This is a genomic window from Corynebacterium sp. ACRPF, assembly GCF_022347395.1.
Taxonomy (GTDB): domain Bacteria; phylum Actinomycetota; class Actinomycetes; order Mycobacteriales; family Mycobacteriaceae; genus Corynebacterium; species Corynebacterium tuberculostearicum_D.
On the sequence record NZ_JAKRNB010000002.1, the window covers coordinates 134,549 to 155,458 of the forward strand.

The following is a 20,910-nucleotide window of genomic DNA, read 5'->3' on the forward strand; positions in this document are numbered from 1 at the left end:
CACAGCCAAAAGCAGTGAATTGTGGTTTCGGTGGAAAGTATCACACCGCGGCTGCAGAGACTTTATCTCCTGAAATCTATGTTAGGAGTCACGGACGCGAGTTACACATGTGGTTACTCACACGTAAGTTTCAGGCCCGTAAGCAGTCAGTTTTCTTAAAATACTTAGACATTCAAAAAGAAAAACCACCCCCTCGCGGGGGTGCAAAGCGGACGAAAATCCTTCGCTATTTCTGCGCTAACCGCGCCATTGCTTCAAGCACTTCGGACATTCCGGCTTTCTCGGCAGAATAAGTGACCGCCTGAGCGCCTTTGACCACCTCAATAGGGGCAGTTTCCAACGCCACCACCGGCAACCGGTCTAGGAAATCCTCATCTCCTGGCTCGTTAGCAAAAACCAGGGCCTCCTCCGGCTTAGCTTTCAGATCCTCGAGGATGCGCTCCACGCCTTGTACCGCAGTCGCGGCAGTGACGGACAGTGCATCGGTATCGAGTCGCGGCTGCACAGCGTCCTCATCAACGACAACGCTCCACACGGCTTGCGGAACTTCCACTTCACCGGCGGGTGATATCACGATCAGGACTTCGGCCGCCGGGTAGATATCTGCCAAAGCCTTGTGCAATCGCGGAGTTAGCGCGCCATCTTCCCAATTCAGCGCGCTGCTCTGCGCCACTACCACGCGGGGGATGGAAGAAAATTGCGCCTTCATGCGGTGCGGCAAGCGCGAAACGATAAGCCGGGATTGGGTGGCTGCCGCCAACAGGCCCTGCTCTGCTACGGAACCAGCCCATATCTCCTTACTGCTGGCCGTGATGGACGCTTGGGTTTGCGCCACATCCGACTTCAGCTGCGCCATGATATCCGCGACCTTATCGCGACCTTCATCCAAGCCGCGGGTTGCCTCTTCTACCACGGCGTTGAGGTTGTTCTTGATCCACTCCAGGGTCTCCGGGGCGGTCCGCGCCTTATTCTTTGGCTCCTCCCCGTCCGCTCCCTTGGCGGCGGCCATGTGGTTGCGCACCAAGTCAACCGTAGTAACCGAGACGCGTTCCTTGAGGCCCACTAGATCGTCGCGCAACCGGCGTACGCGGTGACGCTCGGTTTCTACTTCAGCATCTCGAGCTTCTGCCTCTTCAAGGGTAGGAGCCCCTCCACCTTTACGGGCGGGCACCCAGTATTCACCGGCAGGCATGGGCCCAAATTCGGCTTCGTACTGTTCCCATAGCCCTTCCAATGCCTCTTGCATGCGGCGTCGAATCTCCGCGGTATCAGCTTCCGCATCGCCGGTGGGATAGTACGGTTCGAGGGCGGTAATAAAGACAGGGGTCTTGGTCCGTCCCAGGTTCTTTTTGTGTCCTTTGGTCCACAGGCGCTGCGAACCAAAAATGACCTGTGGGACTACCGGCACCCCCGCCTCATAGGCAATGCGGGAGGCGCCACTTTTCATGCTGCGAATTTCAAAGCTGCGGGAAATTGTGCCTTCAGAAAACACGCCCACGAGTTCGCCGTCCTTGGCCAGCTGTACCGCTTGGCGGAAGGAGGCGCTGCCATCGATACGGTCAACTGGCACGTGATGCATGGCCTTCAACAACGGACCCGCCACCGGTGCTTTAAAGATTCCAGCCTTAGCCAGGAAGCGCACCAGACGCTTCTTGCGATAGGCCAAAAAGGCGCCGAAGAGGAAATCCATGTAGCCGGTGTGGTTGCAGACCAACACCGCGCCGCCCTTATCGGGGATATTTTCTTCCCCCGAAAGGCGCATTTTTAATCCCTGTGCCAGAGTCACCCCCCTGCCAATGTGGGTGATCTGTCGGTACAGGAAATTCGTCGCAGCGTTCATAACTCTCCAGGACGACGGCGGACTTACTGCGGGGTCAGGACATCCTTGCCCACGAACGGGCGCAGAGCCTCAGGGACAACGACGGAGCCGTCGGCCTGCTGGTGGTTTTCCAGAATGGCAACGAGCCAGCGGGTAGTCGCCAGAGTGCCGTTCAGGGTAGCTGCGGTCTGGGTCTTGCCGTTCTCGTCGCGGTAGCGGGTGGACAGGCGGCGAGCCTGAAAGGTGGTGCAGTTCGAGGTGGAGGTCAGCTCACGGTAGGTGCCTTGGGTAGGAACCCAAGCCTCATTGTCGAACTTGCGGGCCGCCGAAGAACCGAGGTCGCCACCGGCGATGTCGATGGTGCGGTAGGGCAGTTCCATGGCCGCAAGCATGTCCTTTTCCATGGACAGAAGGCGCTGGTGCATTTCTTCCGCGTCTTCCGGCTTGCAGTAGACAAACATTTCCAGCTTGTCGAATTGGTGGACGCGCAGGATACCGCGGGTGTCCTTACCGTGAGAGCCAGCCTCACGGCGGAAGCAGGAGGACCAGCCGGCGTACTGCAGCGGGCCATTGGAGAGGTCGATGATCTCATCCTTGTGGTAACCGGCAAGGGCCACCTCAGAGGTACCGACCAGGTACATATCGTCGGCCGGTAGGTAGTAAATCTCATCGGAGTGCTGGCCCAAGAAACCGGTGCCGGACATAATGTCTGGGCGAACCAGAACTGGCGGGATCATCAGCTTGAAGCCAGCTTCGCGCGCCTTCTGCGCCGCGAGCATCAGCATTCCCAGCTGCAGGAAGGCGCCATCGCCAGTGAGGTAGTAGAAACGAGCGCCGCCTACCTTGGCGCCACGCTTGACGTCGATAAGGCCGAGGGACTCACCCAACTCAAGGTGATCCTTTGGCTCGAAGTCGAACTCAGGAATCTGGCCGACTTCTTCGACCACTACGAAGTCATCTTCACCGCCGGCCGGGGCACCTTCGACCACGTTATCGAGCTTGTACTGCAGCTCTTCCACCTTGGCTTCAGCGGCAGACTGTGCCTCTTCCGCCTCCTTGACCTTGGCCTTCAGCTCATTAGAGCCCTCCAGCAGTGCCGGACGCTCCTCCGGGGAGGCTTGGCCAATCTTCTTGCCAAAAGCCTTCTGCTCGGAGCGCAGTTCGTCGGCCTTTTGGATAGCAGCGCGGCGCTGCTCATCAGCTTCCAAAAGCTGGTCTACGAGGGAGGGATCCTCACCTCGGTTCACCTGGGAAGCACGGACAACGTCGGGGTTTTCGCGGAGTAGCTTGAGATCAATCACGAATGTAAGTTTAGCGTATTGGCAACACCTTGCGGTGGTAATAACCAGCGAATTATGATGGCTTTATGTCCGCCGTTCAGCTCCCCGCCCGCACAATTACGGACGGTCCCGTTCCAAAACACACCCAATTGCACGATATCCTCGAAGAATTGTGCCGCACGACCCTCAAACCCGGCGATATCCTGCCCGGCGAGAGGCTTCTTGAAGAAACCTATGGCGTGTCACGGATCACGGTCCGCCGCGCCATCGGGGATCTTGTCGCGGCCGGAAAATTGCGCCGCGTCCGCGGAAAGGGCACCTTCGTAGCGCCCAATCCCCTTGTCTCCCGGCTCCACCTGGCCTCATTCTCGGATGAGATGGGCGCACAAGACGTCACCGCCTCCTCCAAAATCCTTACCAGCGGACGCAGCAGCGCCCCGGAGGATGCCGCCCTCTTTTTTGATACGCCTGCCCAAACCGAACATATTCACCTGCGCCGCCTGCGCTTGGGCGATGGCGAGCCCTACTCCATTGATGACGGTTGGTATAACTCCACGTATGCGCCCAGCCTGCTAGAAAATGACACCTACAATTCGGTCTACGCCATCCTCGACTCCGTCTTTGATATCCCCATCACCGATGCGGATCAAACGGTCTCGGCGATTTCAGCCGATGCGGACACTGCCCCGCTTCTCGACGTCCCCGTGGGCACCCCACTGCTGCACATCGTGCGCTACTCCCGCTCGGGCGATAGGCCGGTGGAGTGGTGTTCCTCCGTCTACCGCACCGACCGCTACCGCCTGACTACCCGGGTGGCTAGGGAGAACAGTATCTAGCCAGCACCCTGCTTAAAAGGTAAGATTAAAGGCCTTATGAAGAAATCACCTGCGTGGCGTTCCGCTGTGGCCGTCCAGATTGTCTTGATTGCGGCAATCGCGGCGGCCGTTTTCATGGGCATCTATGGCGTTATCAGCTCCCACAAATCGGGCGGCGAAGACACTACCGCTGCCCAGCAGCACAATAGCGGGGATACTTCAGAAACCGCCGCTCCTAAACCGGAGCCCTTCACCGCTGCGGCCGCCGGCGCTTGCTTGACGTGGGACATCGCCCAGGATGGCTCCGCCACCGGGTTCAAGGAAGTACCGTGCTCCGATCAGCACCGCTTCGAGGTTTCCAAGACCGAAGACCTCAGCGTCTACCCCACCAGCGAATTCGGCCCTGATGCCACCCGCCCAGCGCTTACCCGCCAACACCAATTGCGCGATGAGCTGTGCGAATCCGCCACTGTGGGCTACCTGCACGGTAAATGGGATCCGAATGGCAAGTACGATGTGGCGTCCATTCTGCCGCCGCAGTCCGCCTGGGATCGCGGCGACCGCACCTTGCTGTGCGGCCTGCAAACCACCGATGATCACGGCGTACCGCAGCTTACTACCGGCAACGTCGAGGCCTCCGAGCAGGCTAACCTCGCCAAGCCGGGCGAATGCTTGGCCATCGATGACAAGCAGGTTCCGCACGTCGTCGACTGCGCCAAGCCCCACCAAATGGAGACCGTTTCCGTCATCGATGTGGGCAAGCAGTTCCCTGACGGTTACCCGGACGGCAAGGATATGGACAAGTTCTTATCCGATACGTGTACCGCCGCTACTGAGGACTACCTTGGCGGCGAGGAGCAGCTCTACCAGTCCACGCTGCAACCATTCTGGGGCTCTATCACCGAAGCCTCGTGGAATGGCGGCACCAAGTCCGTCAATTGCTCCCTTGTGCATGCCCGCGCAGGCGGCGGTTTCTCTGCCATCACCGGTTCCGCTACCGGTGGCCGCCAAGCGCTGACTATCGACGGCCAACCGCCGGAGGAACGCCCTGAGCGCAATCCACTGCGTGAGAACAAGGACAATAACCCGGCGCCCGAGTCCGCCGCCCCCGCACCGGCCCCAGCGCCCTAATGGTGGAGGTATCGGAAGAGCGCTTCGATGAGATGGTCAACGAGGCGCTGGACCAAGTCCCCGAGGAATTCGTGCGCCGCATGCGCAACCTCGTCATCTTGGTTGAAGATGAAAATCCCGATAATCCTATGTTGCTAGGGCTCTACGAGGGCGTCGCACTACCGCACCGCACCTTCGATCACACCGGTTTCCTGCCCGATGCGATCTTCATTTACCGCAACACGCTGCAGCGCTGGTCCAGCAGCGAGGAAGAATTGGCAGAGCAGGTTAAGGTCACCGTATTCCACGAACTCGGCCATTACTTTGGCCTCGAAGAAGAGGAGCTGCACCGCCTGGGCTGGGGCTAGAGCTCCGTATCCGCCCACCGGGTTAACGTCCACTCACCAAAGTCCTTGCCGCGCGGTTCCATCACCATAAAGCGACAATTGTCCAGGTAGCCGGTATAGGCAAAGTCGGCGTCAATACCCGTGGCGTGCTTGGTGACCACGCGGATGGCGGCGCCGTGGCTGATAAGGATGACATCCTGGTCGTCGGCAAGCTGCTCCGCAATGCCCTCCAGCACCGGCTGGTAGCGCGCCAGCACATCATCCAAGGTCTCGCCGCCTTCCATCCCGGCGCCGCGCTCGCCATCGCACCAGCCACGCATGGCCACCATGTGCGACCTATGGGCATCCTCGCTACCGTCCATCTCCCAGTCACCGGCGAAAATTTCGTGCACGCCGGCAACTACGTCAACGCGCTGGGAAAATTCCGGCATGCCGCGCTCCTGCTCAAAGGCGCGTGCCGCCAGCATCGCGGTCTGCTGAGCGCGCAGCGCAATGGAGCATTTAAATTCCACTTCGCGCTCGCCCACCAACTGCGCTAGCTCCTGGCCTACCTCCGTGGCTTGGTCGCGCCCGCGCTCGGTAAGTTCTGCCCCGGGCGGACGGGTATCGAGGAAGCGGGAAATATTGGAATAGGTCTGGCCGTGGCGCAGCAGGATAATTCTTCCGGGCATGCTTCTAGATTATTGGCCCCTGCGTGCCCGCGCTACCCAATCATCCGCCGCCGCCAGATCGCGCGGTGGCTTGCCCGCGGGCGTTGCCGCCGGCCAGGAGCCGAGGAAATGTAAGTCCTCTGCCCGCAACCACAAGGCCCGCAGCGCCTCTGCCACCGGTTGATCGTCAATGTGCCCGATGAGGTCCACGTAGAAGCGGTACGTACCAAAGGCCTCCCGCGTGGGGCGCGACTCAATCCGGGACAGGTCCACCCCACGGTGCGCAAAGTCCTGCAACGCCCCCACCAGGCTGCCCGGTTCATTTGGCAAGGTGAAGATGACGCTGGTGCGGTCCTGGCCAGTCCTTGCAGTGGGTTTTCCCGGACGCCCCACCAGGACGAAGCGCGTTGCGGCGCCTTCAACATCTGCCACGTCCTGGGCGATGGTCTCCAGCCCAAAGATCTCGGCGGCCCGCGCCGGCGCTGCGGCCGCATCCGCTTCCCCACGGGCTACAGCCTCGGCCGCGGCGGCATTGGAACTGGCCGGCACAAACTCTACCTCCGGCAGATTGTCCTTTACCCAGCCACGGATTTGCTGGAATGCCACCGGGTGGGTGCTCAGCCGCGCAATGTCGCCCGCGCCTTGCCGGGTCATGATGCTAAAAGCCACGGGGATATCCACCTCGCGGTAAATCTGCACGGGTTCGGCTTCAACCAGCGCATCAAAGGTGGTGGTCACAGCGCCATCAACGGAATTTTCAATGGCTACGCCGGCGTACTCGGCGTGCCCGGCGCGCACGGCGGCCACGGCCTCCGAAGGCGAGCCAACCGGCATGGTCTCTGCCTGCGGCAGGTGCGCGGCAAACTTATGCACGGCCGCTTCCGTAAAGGTGCCGGCCGGCCCCAGGAAGGCGATGGTGGTAGTCATGCACGTCACCTTAGCCCACTAGACTGGTGCCCCATGGACTTTTCCGTAGAACAACTCCGCGCGGATCTGCACGGCCTTACCCCCGAGGAGCACGGTTTCACCTACCTGGATGTAGACCGCGAGCCCTCCGGCCGAGGCCGGCTGAGCGGCTGGGTCCTCTCCGCTAAGGATCTCTGCGATGTCCGCGGCATGCCTACTACCTTGGGAAATGTCGATCGCACTTACTACCCCGAGCACAGCGATGCCTTTATTGAGGCCTTGGAGAAGCAGGGTGCGCACATCATCGGTAAGTCCTCCACCCCGGAGTTGGGTCTGCGCGTAGATACGGAACCAGTAGGCCTGCCCCATCCCGATAATCCCCTCTTTCCCGGCTGCACTCCGGGTGGTTCCTCGGGCGGTGCGGCGGTACAGGTCGCGAGGGGGTTGCTGCGCGCGGCGCACGCCAGCGATGGCGGCGGTTCCATCCGAGTGCCGGCCGCGGCCTGCGGCGTGGTGGGCTTCAAACCGGCAGGTGATGAACTGGGTGTGCAAGGCTTTATTACCCGTACAGTGGCCGATAATGCCTTTCTGCATGGCCACCGCATGATCACCCCGCGCGCCCGCATCGGCCTGCTGGTGGAGCCGCTGTTTTGCGATGCCAACGTCGATGCCCACCACCTGCGCGCCGCCCGCGAGGCCGCCCAACGCCTACAGGCTGCCGGCTTCACCGTGGTGCCCATTTCCCCGTATCCGCAGGCCCGGGCCACCTTTGCGCATTTCCGCACGACCTTTACCTCCCGTTTGGCGGGGCTCAACCCGGCGGCAGGCTACGCCGAGTGGATTGCTCAGCAGGGCCGGCGCGTAAGCGCCGCTGAGCTGGCCGCGGCGCGGGCGCATGTCCGGCAGCTGCCCGACTTGCTGGCCCAGGAATGGGGCGTCGATGCCATCCTCACCCCGATGCTCACCACGGACCCGCCGCGTATTGGTTCGTTCCTGTCCTTGCCCCATGCGGAGAATTTCGCGGCCCAGACCCGGTGGTCTCCGTGGGGTTCCCTGTTCAACATGGCCTGTCTGCCAGCCATTTCCGTACCGTGGGCCGTACCCAATCACCCGCCGGTGGGCGTACACCTGGGAGGCATTACGCTTTCCGACGCCGCCCTCCTCGGCCTCGCCCACATCCTGCACCCATGACCAAGTCTTTACGTGCCGAGCTGCTCATCGTCCTCACCCTCACCTTTGGTATTTCCGGGGTGCGGGCGGTATTAAACCTCATCAATTCCCTGGCCTCTCCGCACCGGCTCAACGAGCAATCGGTCACGCTCAATTCCAGCCAATCTCCTCTTGCCTGGGTGGATATGGGCCTGCAGCTGTGCTCCACTGCTGTTCTCTTTTCCTATGGAGCCTTAGCGCTTTTCCTGCTGGCCAAGGATCACATAATGCCCCGGCCCCACCGCGCCCGCGACTGGCTCGAAGGCGCAGGGCTTGCCGCCCTCATTGGCATCCCGGGGCTCGCCTTGTATTTCGCGGCGGTGCACTTGGGGTGGAGCAAGGAAGTCATCCCGGGCGACTTCGCCAATGCTTGGGTGGAAATCCCCGTTTCCCTCCTCAAGGCCGCTGCCAACGCCTTCGCGGAGGAAACCGTGGTGGTGATGTGGCTTATGACGCGCTTGCGCCAGGCCCGCTGGTCGCTGCCAGCCACGCTGGCCGCAAGCTCCATTCTCCGCGGTTCTTACCACCTCTACCAGGGTGTTTCCGCTGGATGTGGCAATATCATCATGGGTTTAATCTACGGCTACTACTACCACCGCACGGGGCGGGTATGGCCGCTGGTCATAGCGCATTTTCTTATCGACGCCGTCGCTTTCGTGGGTTATTCCTTCCTGTGAAAATGCCTGTAGGGGACGTCGCGAAGCAGGCGTTGCTCCCTGCTCCTTGTAAGGTATAGCGCATGACTGAATCAGGACGAGATCCGCATAGGGAGGCCCGCCGCGCCGGCGACGATGCCTCCACTGAATTCGTCCTTGGGGCCGATGGACGTCCCCTCAAGGATCGATACGGCCGCCCCATTCGACGCCGTTCCTCCGCCCGCCCGGCGCCGCGGCGGGTGGAATCCGAGCAACAATCCTTCCGCGCTCCGCAACCACAGCGGCAGCAACAGCCCCCGCGTCGCACTCCGCCGCCAACACCGAGCCGCTACCCCAGCCAGTACCGCGCACAGCAGCGCCCGCCTCGTCGCACCGAACCGCGCCCGGCGCCCCGGCAGCGCCCGCATAGCCGGCGCAAAAAGGTCAATCCGGCCAAGCGTGCCCTCGGGTGCGTTGGCTTGGCGCTCGTTGTCCTGCTGGTATTCAACCTCGTCTTCATGTTCTGGACCGATGCCCGCCTCACCCGCGTGGAGGCGCTGCCAGAAGAACAAGTGTCTAATACCGCCGGCACCAATTGGTTGCTCGTCGGTTCCGATTCCCGCCAAGGACTCAGCGAGGAACAGCAGGCGGAGCTAGGCACCGGTGGAGATGTGGGCGAGGGCCGCACCGATACCATCATGCTGCTGCACATCCCTCGCACCGGCAAGGCCAAGCTCGTTTCCATCCCACGCGATAGCTACGTGGAAGTCCCCGGTTTTGGCATGGACAAGATCAATGCCGCCTTTACCTACGGTGGACCGCAGCTGCTTGCCCAAACCGTTGAGGGCACGACCGGTTTGCACATCGACCACTATGCCGAGATCGGCATGGGTGGCCTAGCCAATGTGGTCGACTCCGTCGGCGGCGTAGACGTGTGCGTAAAGGAACCCATCAATGACCCGCTGGCCGGCATTGATCTCCAAGATGGCTGCCAGAAGCTCAAGGGCCGCGACGCCCTCGGTTACGTGCGCACTCGTGCTACCGCCATGGGTGACCTTGACCGCGTGCAGCGACAGCGCGAATTCTTCTCCGCCCTACTGGATAAGGTTGCTTCCCCAGCCACCCTGATTAACCCATTCCGCGCCTTCTCCTTGGTCAACCACACCGCCTCCTCGTTCATCGTGGACGAGGGCGACCACGTCTGGCACCTCGCCCGCGTGGCACTGGCCATGGGCTCCGGTGTAGACACTGAAACCGTCCCCATCGGCGGTTTCCAAGATACCGAGGTTGGCAACGTCGTCCTCTGGGACGATGAAGCAGCCGCCGGGTTGTGGGATTCTCTCAAATAGCGATTAAAAAATGGCCCTTCCTCTACCGGGGAAGGGCCATTTCCTGTCTTTAGCGCAGGGTCACCTGGCGGGACTTGATGTTTTCTAGCTGCTTGCGCTCATCGGCGTTCAGCTGGGCATCATTAGAGATTTCTTCCTCCAAGGCCTTGTCCACGCGGGTGAGGTGCTCCTCATAGGAAGCGTGGTCAACCTCTGGATCCAAGTCGAAGACTGGAGCGATGAGACCGTGGGTGCGGAAAACACCAGCGAACTTGGTGCCCTCGCCCAAGTTCAGCTCGCCGCGGGCAGCGACGCGCGCCAGTGCGTTCAGGAATGCAGATTCATCGTCATTCGGGCGGACCCAACGAATGTGGGCCTTGCCGCCGCCGGCATTTGCCCAGAAGGCCGCACCAGTGATGTTCTCGCCTACCTGGTGAGACTCGATAACGGAATCATTAGCCGCGCGTAGGGACTGCGCAATCTGCGGGGTGACCTGTGCTCCCTCCGGAATCCACCATTCGAAGTCCTGGTGAACCTGCACGTCGAGGGTAGCGGAGGCATCGATAAGCTCCTCCAGCTTCGGCTCCGAGCCGTCGGCCGCGGTGGATTCCAGTGTGGCGCCCGGCTCGTTATTCTTCACCCAGTTAAGGGCAAAGGCGAGGTCGCGGCCCGGGTTGTGGGTGTGGGACTGCACCTGCAGACCTACGAAAGCATCGCCGCCAAATTCGGTGTCCCGAATAAGCGCGGCAGAAGCACCCGGCAGGACGGTGGCTACATACACGTTCTTATCGCAGCCTTTGACCTCAAGCTTGGCAAAAGCGGAGGGGACGAACTCCTGCATGGCGACCAGGGAGGCCTCCGCAGCAAGTCCGCCGTAGGGGCGGGGATCCTTTTCCAGGGCGGCGCGCTCCTTGGCGCGGGCAGCGAGCTTTGCCTGGCGGCGGGACATGCCCTCAGGCAGCTGTTCCTTGTTCTTTTTCTTCTTGGCCATGCCTCCAAGATACCTGCTTACTAGAGCTCAATGGCATGTAGGGCCACTTCGGGTTGGTTGGTAGCGAGCATATCTACCCCGTTAGCCCACGCCCACTTCATGTCCTCCGGCTTGTCTACGGTCCACAAGTAGGTGGGCAATCCCTGCGCGCCGATAATTGCCGGCTGCAGCTTCGCGCGCAGCAACGATACACCGAGCGCGGTGGGCTTGGACAGCATTACATCGGGACGGTTGACGTGGCGCTCCCAATCGCGACGAAGATAAATCCGGTCCATGTGCGGCGCCAAATTCTGCATGCGGCGGATGGCGTGGTGGGAAAAGGAAATGACGTGGATCCGGGGGTCGTCAAAAAGCCCCGCATAACGCAAGCGCAACACCGTTTGCTCCTCCAGGATGTCGCCCTGCCCGGAGGGGTGCTTAGTCTCGATATAAAGGTGGTGCGGTGTGCCCTCGAGCAGTTCCAAGAGTTCGTCGAGAAGCATCATGCGCTGGCCCGAACCGATGTCAACGCCGCGCAATTCTTCCCAGTCCATCTTGGAAATGCGGCCGGGGCGCCCCGCGGTGCGGTCCAACGTGGGATCGTGCTGAACCACTACTTTTCCATCGCGCGTCAAGCGCACATCGCACTCGACGCCGTGAATTGGCAAATCTAGGGCTTTTTCAAAAGCTAGAGGGGATAGCTCCGGATATTTTCCGGAGTATCCCCTATGAGCGACAATCTTCACTAGCCGAAGAACTCTTCCTTGATGTCATTCAGGGTCTTAGCAGAAGCATCGAAGCGCTCCTTTTCGTGCTCACTGAGCTGCAGCTCAATCGCGCGCACGATGCCGGAACGGTTGATGATGGCAGCGGTGCCGATGTAGAGATCCTCTACGCCGTACTCGCCCTGCAGGTAAGCAGATACTGGCAGTGCCACGTCCTGGTTCTGGATGACGGCGGCGGTGATGCGGGCCAGGCCCATGCCGATGCCAAAGGAAGTAGAGCCCTTAGCGTCAATGATGGAGTAGGCGGCATCACGGGTATCTTCGAAGATCTTCTCGATGCGCTCTGCATACTCCGGATCCGAGTCCAGCTTCTTGGACATCGGGACACCGGCGATATTGGCGGTGGAGACGGCCGGCAGCTCGGAATCGCCGTGCTCGCCCACGATGTAGGCGTGTACGGACTTCGGTGCAACATCTTCCAGCTCGCCCAGCATGTAGCGGAAACGAGCGGAGTCCAGCACGGTGCCGGAGCCGATGACGCGCTTGTGGTCCAGACCGGAAGCCTTCCATACGGCGTAGGTCAGGATGTCCACCGGGTTGGAGGCAACCAAGAAGATGCCATCAAAGTCATTCGCCATGACATCGGAGACGATGCTGTTCATGATTTTGACGTTCTTGCCCACCAGGTCCAGGCGGGTCTCGCCCGGCTTCTGTGCGGCACCGGCGCAGATGACGACCATATCGGCGTCTGCGCAATCGGCGTAGGTGCCCTTGGTGACGCGGGTGCGGGTGGGGGCCCAGACAACACCGTGGTTGAGGTCCATGACGTTGCCCTCTAGCTTCTTTTCATCGATATCGATGATTGCCAGGTGGTCAACGATGCTTTGGTTGATGAGAGCGAAGGCGTAAGCGACTCCCACATCGCCGGCGCCGATGAGAACGACTTTGTTTCCTACATGATTTGCCATGACCCCATTGTGCAACTTTGTGGAGATTTTTGCACGGGCTAAGTCTCACACTGAAATTCCCACCGAAATCTGGGAGAATCGGGCATTATGAAACGCGCACTCCGCCGCGCTGCACTAATCGCTCTTGGCGTAGCCGCGGATCTCACGCCCATCGTCCGTATGACCAGCCGGCAAACCTTACCGCCCAATATGTCGGCTGGAATTTTGGGTGCGGAATTAGCGACGTGGGCTGCTGTTTCGCCTTCCTTACTGCCCCGTCCGTGGTGGGTGACCGCCGCCAACGTGGCAATCGGGCAAGGCATTGGGCATCTAGGCGCGGCGTCGACAAGCTTCGTGCTCAATAGCATTGGCAAGCGCCCGCAGGACCGCCTCGGCCCACAACATCGACAAATTGTGCACCTTGCTATTGGCGCCGGGACTGCATTTAATGCCGTGCTTTCGCTGCGCAACCAGAAAAAGCAGGCGGAGTTGGTCAATAAGCAGCTCGTGCGCGGGCCCGTAACGGCGGCCATCGGCTTGGCCGCAGGCACCGCAGGCTACGGCACGCTCCTACTCATCGGGGAGGCCACGCAGCTTGCCGTCACCAAACTGTCACGCCAGCTAGGCCGCTGGGTGCCTGCACTCATTGCGTGGCCGGTGGTTACCGCGGGACTGAGCCTTACGGCGTTTGCCCTTTCTGACCGCGTGGTCTTTCGACGCTGGCTGCGCTCGCTATCGCACCAAGCGCAGCGGTTAAATAAGCAGATTTTCCCCGGCACCTCCATGCCGTGGGAGCCGGAGCGCTCCGGCAGCCCATGGTCTCTCGAGCCGTGGTCGGCGTTGGGACAACAGGGACGCCGCTTTGTCTCCAATGGCCCCCGCGCCCGCGATATCCGCACAGTGACGGGAACCGATGCAAAGGAACCCATCCGCATCTACGCCGGATACATTCCAGGGCGCTCCTTCCAACAATCCGCGGAAAAGATTCGCGCCGAACTCGAACGCACCGGTGCCCTGCGGCGAGAGACTATTGTTATCCAGATGCCCGCCGGCTCGGGATGGATCAATAACTGGGGTGCGTGCTCCTATGAGTTTTTGACCGGTGGTGATTGCGTCACCGTCACCATGCAGTACTCCTACCTGCCTTCGGTTTTCTCCTACCTCGTGGATAAGAATGCACCGAAGCAAGCGGCCCGCGAATTGATTCGGGTGGTACAAGAAGAAATAGATAGGCTGCCGGAAGAAAACCGCCCGCGACTTTATTTCGCAGGTGAATCGCTTGGCGCCTACGCCATTATGGATAATTACCATAATGTGGAGGACCTACTTTCCGCGTGCAATGGCGCGGTCTTTTCTGGGCCTCCGCGCATGACGCACTTTACTCAGCGCCTGCGCCGGGATATTGGTTCCCTAGAACGCCTGCCCGTTATCGATGGCGGCAAGCATGTGCGCTACGCGGCGGCTCCTGACCATACGCTGCACGATGCCTTTGGCAATGACTACGCCCATACCTGGCGCCGACCCCGCATGCTCATTGCCCAGCATGCTTCCGACGCCATCGTGTGGTGGGATCTTAACCTTCTCGTGCGCAGGCCCACCTGGATCCATGAGCCGCAGCCGGAAGCGCTGCACGCGGATACCTTCCGGCAGCTACACTGGGTGCCTTTTATTACCTGGTGGCAAATTGGCTTGGACCAGATCAATTCCCTCAACGTCCCTGGCGGGCACGGACACAACTATTTTGAGGAAATGCTCTGGTATTGGGATGAGGTCTTAGGCTCCCAATCCCGCCAATCGCTCACGCCGAAGTTGGCCAAGAAGATTGCCCGCTTTATCCGGCGCGACGCTTAGTCGCATTTCACCCCAGTACTGTGATGCGGGCAGTACCCATTGGGCACCTTATATAGGTACTGCTGATGCTCATCCTCAGCCAGGTAGTACTCCCCAGAATCAGTATCGGAGAGGAGTTTGACCTCCGTAGTGGTATCCCCGAATCCGAATTCCTTGAGTTTTTCTGCATAGGAATCCACGATGCCCTGGATTTCTGCCCGCTCTTCCTCCGTGCGTGGGTAGAAAGCAGAGCGGTATTGCGTTCCTACATCGTTGCCCTGGCGGAAGCCCTGCGTGGGATCGTGCGCTTCTAGGGCTTGTACGACAAGATCGCGCAGGCTGATGCGCTGCGGGTCATAGACCACCTCCACCGCCTCGGCATGGTTGGTCAACCCACGGCAGACCTCGTAATACGTGGGATTCGGGGTGGTACCGCCCGCATAGCCCACCGAGGTGGATTCCACGCCTTCGGTCTCCCAAAACATCTTCTCCGCGCCCCAGAAACATCCCAACGCAATGAGAATGGAACGCTGCCCGTCCTTCCACGGTCCGGTAATCGGTGTCCCTAGAACGGCGTGCGGGGCGGGGGCTAGGATCGGCTCGGATCGACCCGGCAGAGCCTCATCTGCAGCAACGAGTTTGGGCTCCGGCTTAAACATCCACATGAGGTATAGCTCCTTCCTTATTCCTTCTTCCCAACGTTGTACTGCGAAAAGCTATTCCGCGGCCAGTTAATATTCGCGCTAGTTCCACATTTCGAATTAATCATGGCGAAATCTTTCAACCGTGCCTATCATCGGGACACGTACCCGAAGAAAGGATTTAACAAATGGCTGTTTACGAACTTCCTGACCTCCCATACGCATTCGACGCACTGGAGCCACACATCTCCGCAGAGATCATGGAGCTCCACCACGATAAGCACCACGCAACCTACGTTGCTGGCGCTAACGCTGCACTCGAGGCACTCGAGGAAGAGCGCAACGGTGAGGCTAACCCGGATCGCATCCGCGCCCTCTCCAAGAACTTGGCATTTAACCTGGGTGGCCACACCAACCACTCCATCTTCTGGAAGAACCTGTCCCCGAACGGTGGCGGCGAGCCTACCGGCGAGCTGGCAGAGGCCATCAACCGCGACTTCGGCTCCTTTGAGAAGTTCAAGGCTCACTTCTCCGCCGCTGCTACCTCCCTGCAGGGCTCCGGCTGGGCCGTTCTGGGCTACGACCACATTGCTGGCCGCCTGATCATCGAGCAGCTGACTGACCAGCAGGGTAATACCTCCATCAACTTCACCCCGCTGCTGATGCTGGATATGTGGGAGCACGCTTTCTACCTGCAGTACAAGAACGTTAAGGCTGACTACGTTAAGGCCGTATGGAACGTCTTCAACTGGGATGACGTTGCTGAGCGTTTCGCTGCAGCCACCAAGTAACTCCTTTTAGTTACTTCGGCCGCCCCTCCGGGGGCGGCTTTTTCTATGCCCGGATAAATTCCCGGAATTGCCGCACTGGGGGCGCATCGTCCCCGGCGCGCCACACCAAACCGAGCTCGCGGTACGCTGGCGGCGTGAGGGGGATCAGGCTCCCCACCTGCAGATAGGGATCATCCAGCGGCAAGAGCGCCACCCCGAGTCCTGCCGCTACCAGCCCCGCAACGGTAGTAAGCTCCATTGACTCGAAGACGAGGTGGGGGCTAAAGCCGGCGTCGTCCGCGAGGGCATCGAGAAGCATGCGCGTGCCATAGCCTGGGAGCATGCTGATGAACGGTTCTGCAGCGAATTCCGCTAGCTTCACCTCCCGCCGGTTCGCTGCCCAATGGCCTTCCGGCACCGCAAGGCCTAGTCGCTGCACCTTTATCTGGTGCCAGCCCAGGGCTGCATCAGGACGCGGGCCCACGAGGGCAAGGTCGGATTCGCCGTTTTCCACCCTGCTCACCAGCTCCTGCGCCGCGCCTTGATGCAGTCGAATATCCACGTGCGGGTGCTGCGCGCGATAGCTCTTGAGCAGGTCCGGAACCAGCCAGGTGCCCAGCGAGTGCATGAAATCTAGGCGCACGGTGCCGCGTTCTGGATCCATGAGGCGGGCAACATCGTCCCGCCCAACTTGGTAGGCGCGGGGCATGTCCCGCCCGGCCACAGCGAAGGCCCTCCCGCGCGAGTTCACATGCAGGGTGCGCCCAGTGCGCTCGAAAAGACGGGCGCCAAGACTAGCTTCTACGCGCTGTACGCGGCGGGTCAGCGCGGATTGGGAGATCCCCAGTTCATCGGCCGCAGCGCCCACGCGGCCATGATCCACCACGGCGAGGAAGCCGCGGACATCCTCCACATTCATGCATACTCCGCATCGATTAGTGTAATTTTCCACATTTTACACATGCTGCATGTCCGGGCAGGCTAAATGCTATGACTCGAACGCGGCGCGCCACGGTAGCCATGCTCCTTGTGGGCTTGGCCATTTTCTCCAGCCTGTATTCCACCCAAGCCATTCTTCCCACGCTGGTAGACAACATGGGCCTTTCTTCCACCGAGGCGGCCATGACCGTATCGGCCGCCACGGGCGCGCTGGCCCTATGCGTAGTGCCCGCATCGATCCTCTCCGAGCGTTTCGGCCGCGGACGCATCCTGCTCATTTCGGCCGTTGCCGCGACCGGCGTGGGGCTCATTGTTCCCTTCGCCCAAGAGGGGTGGCAGCTCATCGTGGTGCGCGGCCTGCAGGGTGCGCTGCTCTCTGGCGCCCCCCGCCACCGCAATGGCATGGCTTTCTGAAGAACTCGATGACAAAGCCCTGCCGCGGGCTATGGGCCTATACATTGCAGGCACCTCCGTCGGTGGCCTTACCGGCCGCCTCATCCCCACCGGATTGGTGGAAATCTCCACGTGGCGCTGGGCGCTCTTCGGCTCGGCGCTGGTCTCACTCGCCTTTGCCATTACGTCGTGGCTGCTGCTTCCTACCCAACGCAATTTCCGGCCTAAATCCATCCATCTCAAGACCGAAAGCCGGGCGCTCTTGGGTCATTGGGCCAACCGGGATTTGGCCTTGCTCTTTCTCACCGCATTCCTGTCCATGGGCACGTTTGTCTCCATGTATAACTTCTTAACCTTCCGGCTCATCGATGATTTTGGCTTGGCCCCTTCGCTAGCCGGCTTGGCTTTCCTGTTCTACCTTTCTGGCACCTGGTCCTCGGCTCGAGCTGGAGCGCTAGTGGCCCGAATCGGCCACGGAAAAACCCTGTTCGGCTCGGCCGCGCTTTTTACTGTGGGCATCGCGTTGTGCGCCGGTAGCCTTCCGCTGACGCTTCTCGGCATGATCGCCTTTACCGTGGGCTTTTTCGCCGTACACTCCACCGCCTCCGGGTGGGTGGGCCAGATTGCCACCCACGACCGCGCGGAGGCTTCCTCGATGTACGTGTTCTGCTATTACTTTGGCTCTTCTGTGGTGGGCGCATGTGCCGGCCTGCTTTTCGACGTCCTGTCGTGGCCCCTTTTCATCGCCTTCTTCACCGCCGTAGCCCTCGCCCTTACTGCGCTGACTTGGACCAAGATTAAAACCGACTAAAATCGGTTTTATGCCTGAGAATAAGTGGTCGGCGCGGACATGGCACCGCAAGGCCTCCCGTCCCGTATCCCTGTGGATGATGGTCTTCATCCTCGTGGGTGCAACGCATACCTTGGTCCCGAACTACCGGTGGGTGCTCATCCACCTATTCACCCTCGGACTGGTGAGCAATAGCATCATCGTGTGGTCCCAGCACCTCACGGAGAAATTCACCCAACAGCGCCTCCCCGAATCCACTCGACCTGCCCAATTGGCCCGCATCTATGGCCTCAATGCCGGAATCATCCTCGCGTTAATCGGCCAAATCCTCATGGAGTTCTGGTCCCAGCACTGGATTGTCACCCAGGTGGGCGCCACACTCATTGCACTGATGATGCTCTGGCATGCGGCATCGCTCTTCCAGCAATGGCGCGGTGCCAAAGATAAGCGCTTCCGCCCCGTGGTGGGCGCTTATGTTCTTTCCGCCCTGTGCCTGCCGGTGGGTGCCATCTTTGGCGGCCTGCTGGCCGTCTACCCCGGCCACCCCACGCTACTGCTCGCCCATATCGCCGCTAATATCGGAGGATTCATCGGCTTGGCCGCGGCCGGTTCTCTCACCATCCTTTTCCCCTCCATCTGGCGCACCCAAGGTATTAATCGCCACATGCACTCCTCCTTTGCGCTGCTCGCAGTCGGTGTGGTTGCCACCATCGTGGGCGCTTTCCTCGGCTTCCCCGAGTTGGGACTTATCGCCTACTGCTGCGGTTGGGCGCTGAGCTTGCAGCAGTGGCTCGCTAATGTACTGACGGTGGCTAAGGACCCGCGCGATCGCATCACCTTTGCCTCAGTCTCCGTGCTCATGGCCTCGCTATGGCTGGTGCTGTCTTTGGTGTATTACACGGTGCAGCATTTCTTTATGCCCGAGCCGGCGCTGCCCACCCTCGCCTTGCTGGTGGGGTTTGCCGGCCAACTGCTCATCGGCGTGATGAGCTACCTCTTGCCCAGCACCATGGGTGGCGGCCCCGCTGCCGTCCGGGCGGGCTTGCAGCAGCTGGACAAACTCGGTCTCCTGCGCGCCACCTTCGTCAACGGTGGGCTGCTCATCTGGATAGGTACCGATATTTCCCTGCTTAAGGTGGTCGCCTCCCTCTTGTGCATCCTGCCCCTAGCGGTCTACCCCGTGCTCATCGCCCGGGCGGTCAAGGCCCAAAAGCAGGTTTTGATGAAGAAGGCGGAGGGCCCGGATCCGAAGCCGGGGCCAGAATGGAACCAGGTCTATGCGGGCATAGCGATCCTCGCGGTCGTCTACGCCCTATTTACAGCGCTGTAGTACCCGGCGCGCCGACGTCCATCCACTCGCGGACCGCGCGGGTGGCCTGGACATCGCCGGAGTTATAGTCCAGCAAACGCTGCCGCGCCACGAGGTCACCGGCTAGCGCCTCGCGGCGCGCGTTCACGGATTCTTCGCCGTCGAAGTCTTCTTCTGGCCAGGTAAACCCCGCTTCCGGAGCGACTACCTTCAGGCCTAGGCCAAAGGGGCCGGCGAAGGATCGTTTGACGTGGGCGAACATGTCCACCCACTCCGGTGAGGAGATAAACTCTTCTACCTCCTGCTCATCCACCTCGCGGAAGCGCTGCGCGGACATCCGCATCCAATGGTTCTCGCCGTGGGCCGAGTAGCAATATGCAGCAAAGGTTTTGCCCTCCGCATGGGCCTTAGCACGCACATCCATCAACCAGCGCCAGAAGGCCGCAAAGTTTTCCGCCTCGGCGCGCCCGCCCAACGGCTCCCACGTAACGAACGGGACGTAGTTGCCGTCGTGCCAGGCTCCCCATAGGTACGCGCCCTGGTCCAGGTAGGCTTCCATATCCACGTCCACCTCCACGTCTGCGCGCGGAACGTGCACGTCGCCGCGGCGCAGCAACACTTCCCCGGCGCGCCAAGCAGCAGCAAGGCGGGAGGGCTCGCCCAGGTCGGCGTCGATAAGCGCCTGCACGGTAGTAATCCCGCGCTCGCGGTAAGGCTTAGCGCGGTCGCCGGATAGGAAAAGCGAAATTTCATCCGCCGCCACCAGCTCTTGCTCGCACAAAGACCAAAAGCGGCAGCTCGCACACTCCTTGACCCGCACCGGGGCGGTAGGAAGCGGCTGATTCCAGGCGCGTTCCAGATCAAACTTGGCTGTTTCCGTAAAAAATGCCCGGGTGCGGTCCTGGCCGATGGCCCCGCCCCGGCCGGAATCGAGTCCGAGATCCCGCAAAGCACGGGCGGCAAACGCTAAGCGGTAACCATCTACCGCATGATGGCGCAGCTTATACGGCGCCTCGAGCGGCTCACTCAGGCCCAAGCGGTGGGTAGGCACCGCCGGCGTCGTCTTGGTGTCGTTCTTGCGGGCCACACGGTGATTGGACACGATAATTGGGGTGTACTTATCGCCCTCGCGCAGCAGCAAATCTACGCGCACCATCCACTCCTCGGTGGCGAAGACCGCGTTGGTGATGTGCGTATACCCGGAAGCTAAGGCCTCAAGGGTGCGCATGGAGCGCTCCCACTCATCGCCTTCCAGATCGATGCGGCGGAACCGGGCAGAGCCCTTGCGGGGAAACATCTCCATGACGGCCTCCACTGCGGCCGCGTGGCGTTCTGCTCGGGCAATCGAGGCATGGATACGCGGCATCTCGGGGTGCGCGCGCCGCTGTACTAAGCGGTAGCGGCACCCCACAAGGTCCGAAGCAACAACCACATCCTCCACACCGGGTGAGCTTAATAGAACGGCAAGGTAAAGTTGAATCCAGACTCGATCAAACG

The 20,910-nt window shown here is 60.8% G+C and carries 19 protein-coding genes and 1 pseudogene; 10 read left to right on the forward strand and 10 right to left on the reverse strand.

Going from position 1 to position 20,910, the window contains the following annotated elements:
* Positions 1-226: 226 nt before the first annotated feature.
* Together MHX61_RS01580 and serS are read right to left on the reverse strand one after the other, a co-directional pair.
* On the reverse strand, positions 227-1,762 hold the full coding sequence (locus MHX61_RS01580; RefSeq protein ID WP_239191855.1) for a 1-acyl-sn-glycerol-3-phosphate acyltransferase: 1,536 nt from the start codon (positions 1,760-1,762) through the stop codon (positions 227-229).
* Between the two features lie 101 nt (positions 1,763-1,863).
* On the reverse strand, positions 1,864-3,120 hold the full coding sequence (gene serS, locus MHX61_RS01585; RefSeq protein WP_150850412.1) for a serine--tRNA ligase: 1,257 nt from the start codon (positions 3,118-3,120) through the stop codon (positions 1,864-1,866).
* Between the two features lie 65 nt (positions 3,121-3,185).
* On the opposite strand from serS, the gene MHX61_RS01590 reads away from it, so the two are divergent.
* Genes MHX61_RS01590 through MHX61_RS01600 form a run of 3 tightly spaced genes read left to right on the forward strand, consistent with a single transcriptional unit; the run spans position 3,186 to position 5,392 of the window.
* The gene (locus MHX61_RS01590) at positions 3,186-3,935 is read left to right on the forward strand and encodes a GntR family transcriptional regulator (RefSeq protein WP_239191857.1); all 750 of its coding nucleotides are present in this window, start codon (positions 3,186-3,188) and stop codon (positions 3,933-3,935) included.
* Between the two features lie 36 nt (positions 3,936-3,971).
* Positions 3,972-5,045 (forward strand): septum formation family protein, encoded by a 1,074-nt coding sequence (locus tag MHX61_RS01595; RefSeq protein ID WP_239191858.1) that lies wholly within the window; start codon positions 3,972-3,974, stop codon positions 5,043-5,045.
* Positions 5,045-5,392, forward strand: coding sequence for a metallopeptidase family protein (locus MHX61_RS01600; protein ID WP_239191859.1), 348 nt, complete (start codon positions 5,045-5,047; stop codon positions 5,390-5,392). Before MHX61_RS01595 ends, MHX61_RS01600 begins: the two co-directional genes overlap by 1 nt.
* Here the strand turns inward: MHX61_RS01600 and MHX61_RS01605 are convergent.
* Both MHX61_RS01605 and pheA read right to left on the reverse strand, forming a co-directional pair.
* On the reverse strand, positions 5,389-6,042 hold the full coding sequence (locus MHX61_RS01605) for a histidine phosphatase family protein (protein ID WP_239191860.1): 654 nt from the start codon (positions 6,040-6,042) through the stop codon (positions 5,389-5,391). The two genes, MHX61_RS01600 and MHX61_RS01605, sit on opposite strands and share 4 nt — an antisense overlap.
* A gap of 9 nt (positions 6,043-6,051) precedes the next feature.
* The gene (pheA, locus tag MHX61_RS01610) at positions 6,052-6,948 is read right to left on the reverse strand and encodes a prephenate dehydratase (RefSeq protein ID WP_239191861.1); all 897 of its coding nucleotides are present in this window, start codon (positions 6,946-6,948) and stop codon (positions 6,052-6,054) included.
* Positions 6,949-6,981: 33 nt separating this feature from the next.
* Between pheA and MHX61_RS01615 the strand changes: the two genes are divergently transcribed.
* The 3 genes from MHX61_RS01615 to MHX61_RS01625 all read left to right on the forward strand — a co-directional run bounded on the left by MHX61_RS01615 (position 6,982) and on the right by MHX61_RS01625 (position 10,120).
* A complete protein-coding gene (locus MHX61_RS01615) occupies positions 6,982-8,118 on the forward strand; it encodes an amidase (protein WP_239191862.1) in 1,137 nt (378 codons plus the stop codon).
* Positions 8,115-8,813, forward strand: coding sequence for a CPBP family intramembrane glutamic endopeptidase (locus MHX61_RS01620; RefSeq protein ID WP_239191863.1), 699 nt, complete (start codon positions 8,115-8,117; stop codon positions 8,811-8,813). Before MHX61_RS01615 ends, MHX61_RS01620 begins: the two co-directional genes overlap by 4 nt.
* A 62-nt stretch (positions 8,814-8,875) precedes the next feature.
* Positions 8,876-10,120 carry an LCP family protein gene (locus MHX61_RS01625; protein ID WP_239191864.1) on the forward strand — a complete coding sequence of 415 codons (1,245 nt, stop codon included), beginning with the start codon at positions 8,876-8,878 and terminating at the stop codon, positions 10,118-10,120.
* Between the two features lie 49 nt (positions 10,121-10,169).
* Here MHX61_RS01625 and MHX61_RS01630 read toward each other — a convergent pair whose 3' ends face one another.
* Genes MHX61_RS01630 through MHX61_RS01640 form a run of 3 tightly spaced genes read right to left on the reverse strand, consistent with a single transcriptional unit; the run spans position 10,170 to position 12,762 of the window.
* A complete protein-coding gene (locus tag MHX61_RS01630; protein WP_239191868.1) occupies positions 10,170-11,090 on the reverse strand; it encodes a DUF5926 family protein in 921 nt (306 codons plus the stop codon).
* A 20-nt stretch (positions 11,091-11,110) separates the two neighbouring features.
* Entirely contained in the window at positions 11,111-11,815 is a 705-nt protein-coding gene (locus MHX61_RS01635; protein WP_239191872.1) for a glycerophosphodiester phosphodiesterase family protein, read from the reverse strand.
* Positions 11,815-12,762 carry an L-lactate dehydrogenase gene (locus tag MHX61_RS01640; protein ID WP_179387159.1) on the reverse strand — a complete coding sequence of 316 codons (948 nt, stop codon included), beginning with the start codon at positions 12,760-12,762 and terminating at the stop codon, positions 11,815-11,817. Before MHX61_RS01640 ends, MHX61_RS01635 begins: the two co-directional genes overlap by 1 nt.
* An 87-nt stretch (positions 12,763-12,849) precedes the next feature.
* On the opposite strand from MHX61_RS01640, the gene MHX61_RS01645 reads away from it, so the two are divergent.
* The gene (locus MHX61_RS01645) at positions 12,850-14,592 is read left to right on the forward strand and encodes an alpha/beta-hydrolase family protein (protein WP_239191876.1); all 1,743 of its coding nucleotides are present in this window, start codon (positions 12,850-12,852) and stop codon (positions 14,590-14,592) included.
* Here MHX61_RS01645 and msrA read toward each other — a convergent pair.
* Positions 14,589-15,236: a peptide-methionine (S)-S-oxide reductase MsrA gene (msrA, locus tag MHX61_RS01650; RefSeq protein ID WP_239191879.1), complete on the reverse strand. Its 648-nt coding sequence runs from the start codon at positions 15,234-15,236 to the stop codon at positions 14,589-14,591. The genes MHX61_RS01645 and msrA overlap by 4 nt on opposite strands.
* Positions 15,237-15,400: 164 nt before the next feature.
* Here msrA and MHX61_RS01655 point away from each other — a divergent pair, with 164 nt between their 5' ends.
* Positions 15,401-16,003 carry a superoxide dismutase gene (locus MHX61_RS01655; RefSeq protein WP_005325362.1) on the forward strand — a complete coding sequence of 201 codons (603 nt, stop codon included), beginning with the start codon at positions 15,401-15,403 and terminating at the stop codon, positions 16,001-16,003.
* Positions 16,004-16,046: 43 nt separating this feature from the next.
* Here MHX61_RS01655 and MHX61_RS01660 read toward each other — a convergent pair whose 3' ends face one another.
* Positions 16,047-16,901 carry a LysR family transcriptional regulator gene (locus MHX61_RS01660; protein ID WP_239191882.1) on the reverse strand — a complete coding sequence of 285 codons (855 nt, stop codon included), beginning with the start codon at positions 16,899-16,901 and terminating at the stop codon, positions 16,047-16,049.
* Between the two features lie 71 nt (positions 16,902-16,972).
* Here MHX61_RS01660 and MHX61_RS01665 point away from each other — a divergent pair.
* Together MHX61_RS01665 and MHX61_RS01670 are read left to right on the forward strand one after the other, a co-directional pair.
* Positions 16,973-18,125: pseudogene (locus MHX61_RS01665) on the forward strand (MFS transporter).
* Between the two features lie 10 nt (positions 18,126-18,135).
* Positions 18,136-19,434 (forward strand): copper oxidase, encoded by a 1,299-nt coding sequence (locus tag MHX61_RS01670; protein ID WP_239191885.1) that lies wholly within the window; start codon positions 18,136-18,138, stop codon positions 19,432-19,434.
* Here MHX61_RS01670 and MHX61_RS01675 read toward each other — a convergent pair.
* The gene (locus tag MHX61_RS01675) at positions 19,421-20,854 is read right to left on the reverse strand and encodes a TM0106 family RecB-like putative nuclease (RefSeq protein WP_239191887.1); all 1,434 of its coding nucleotides are present in this window, start codon (positions 20,852-20,854) and stop codon (positions 19,421-19,423) included. The genes MHX61_RS01670 and MHX61_RS01675 overlap by 14 nt on opposite strands.
* Positions 20,855-20,910 lie beyond the last annotated feature (56 nt).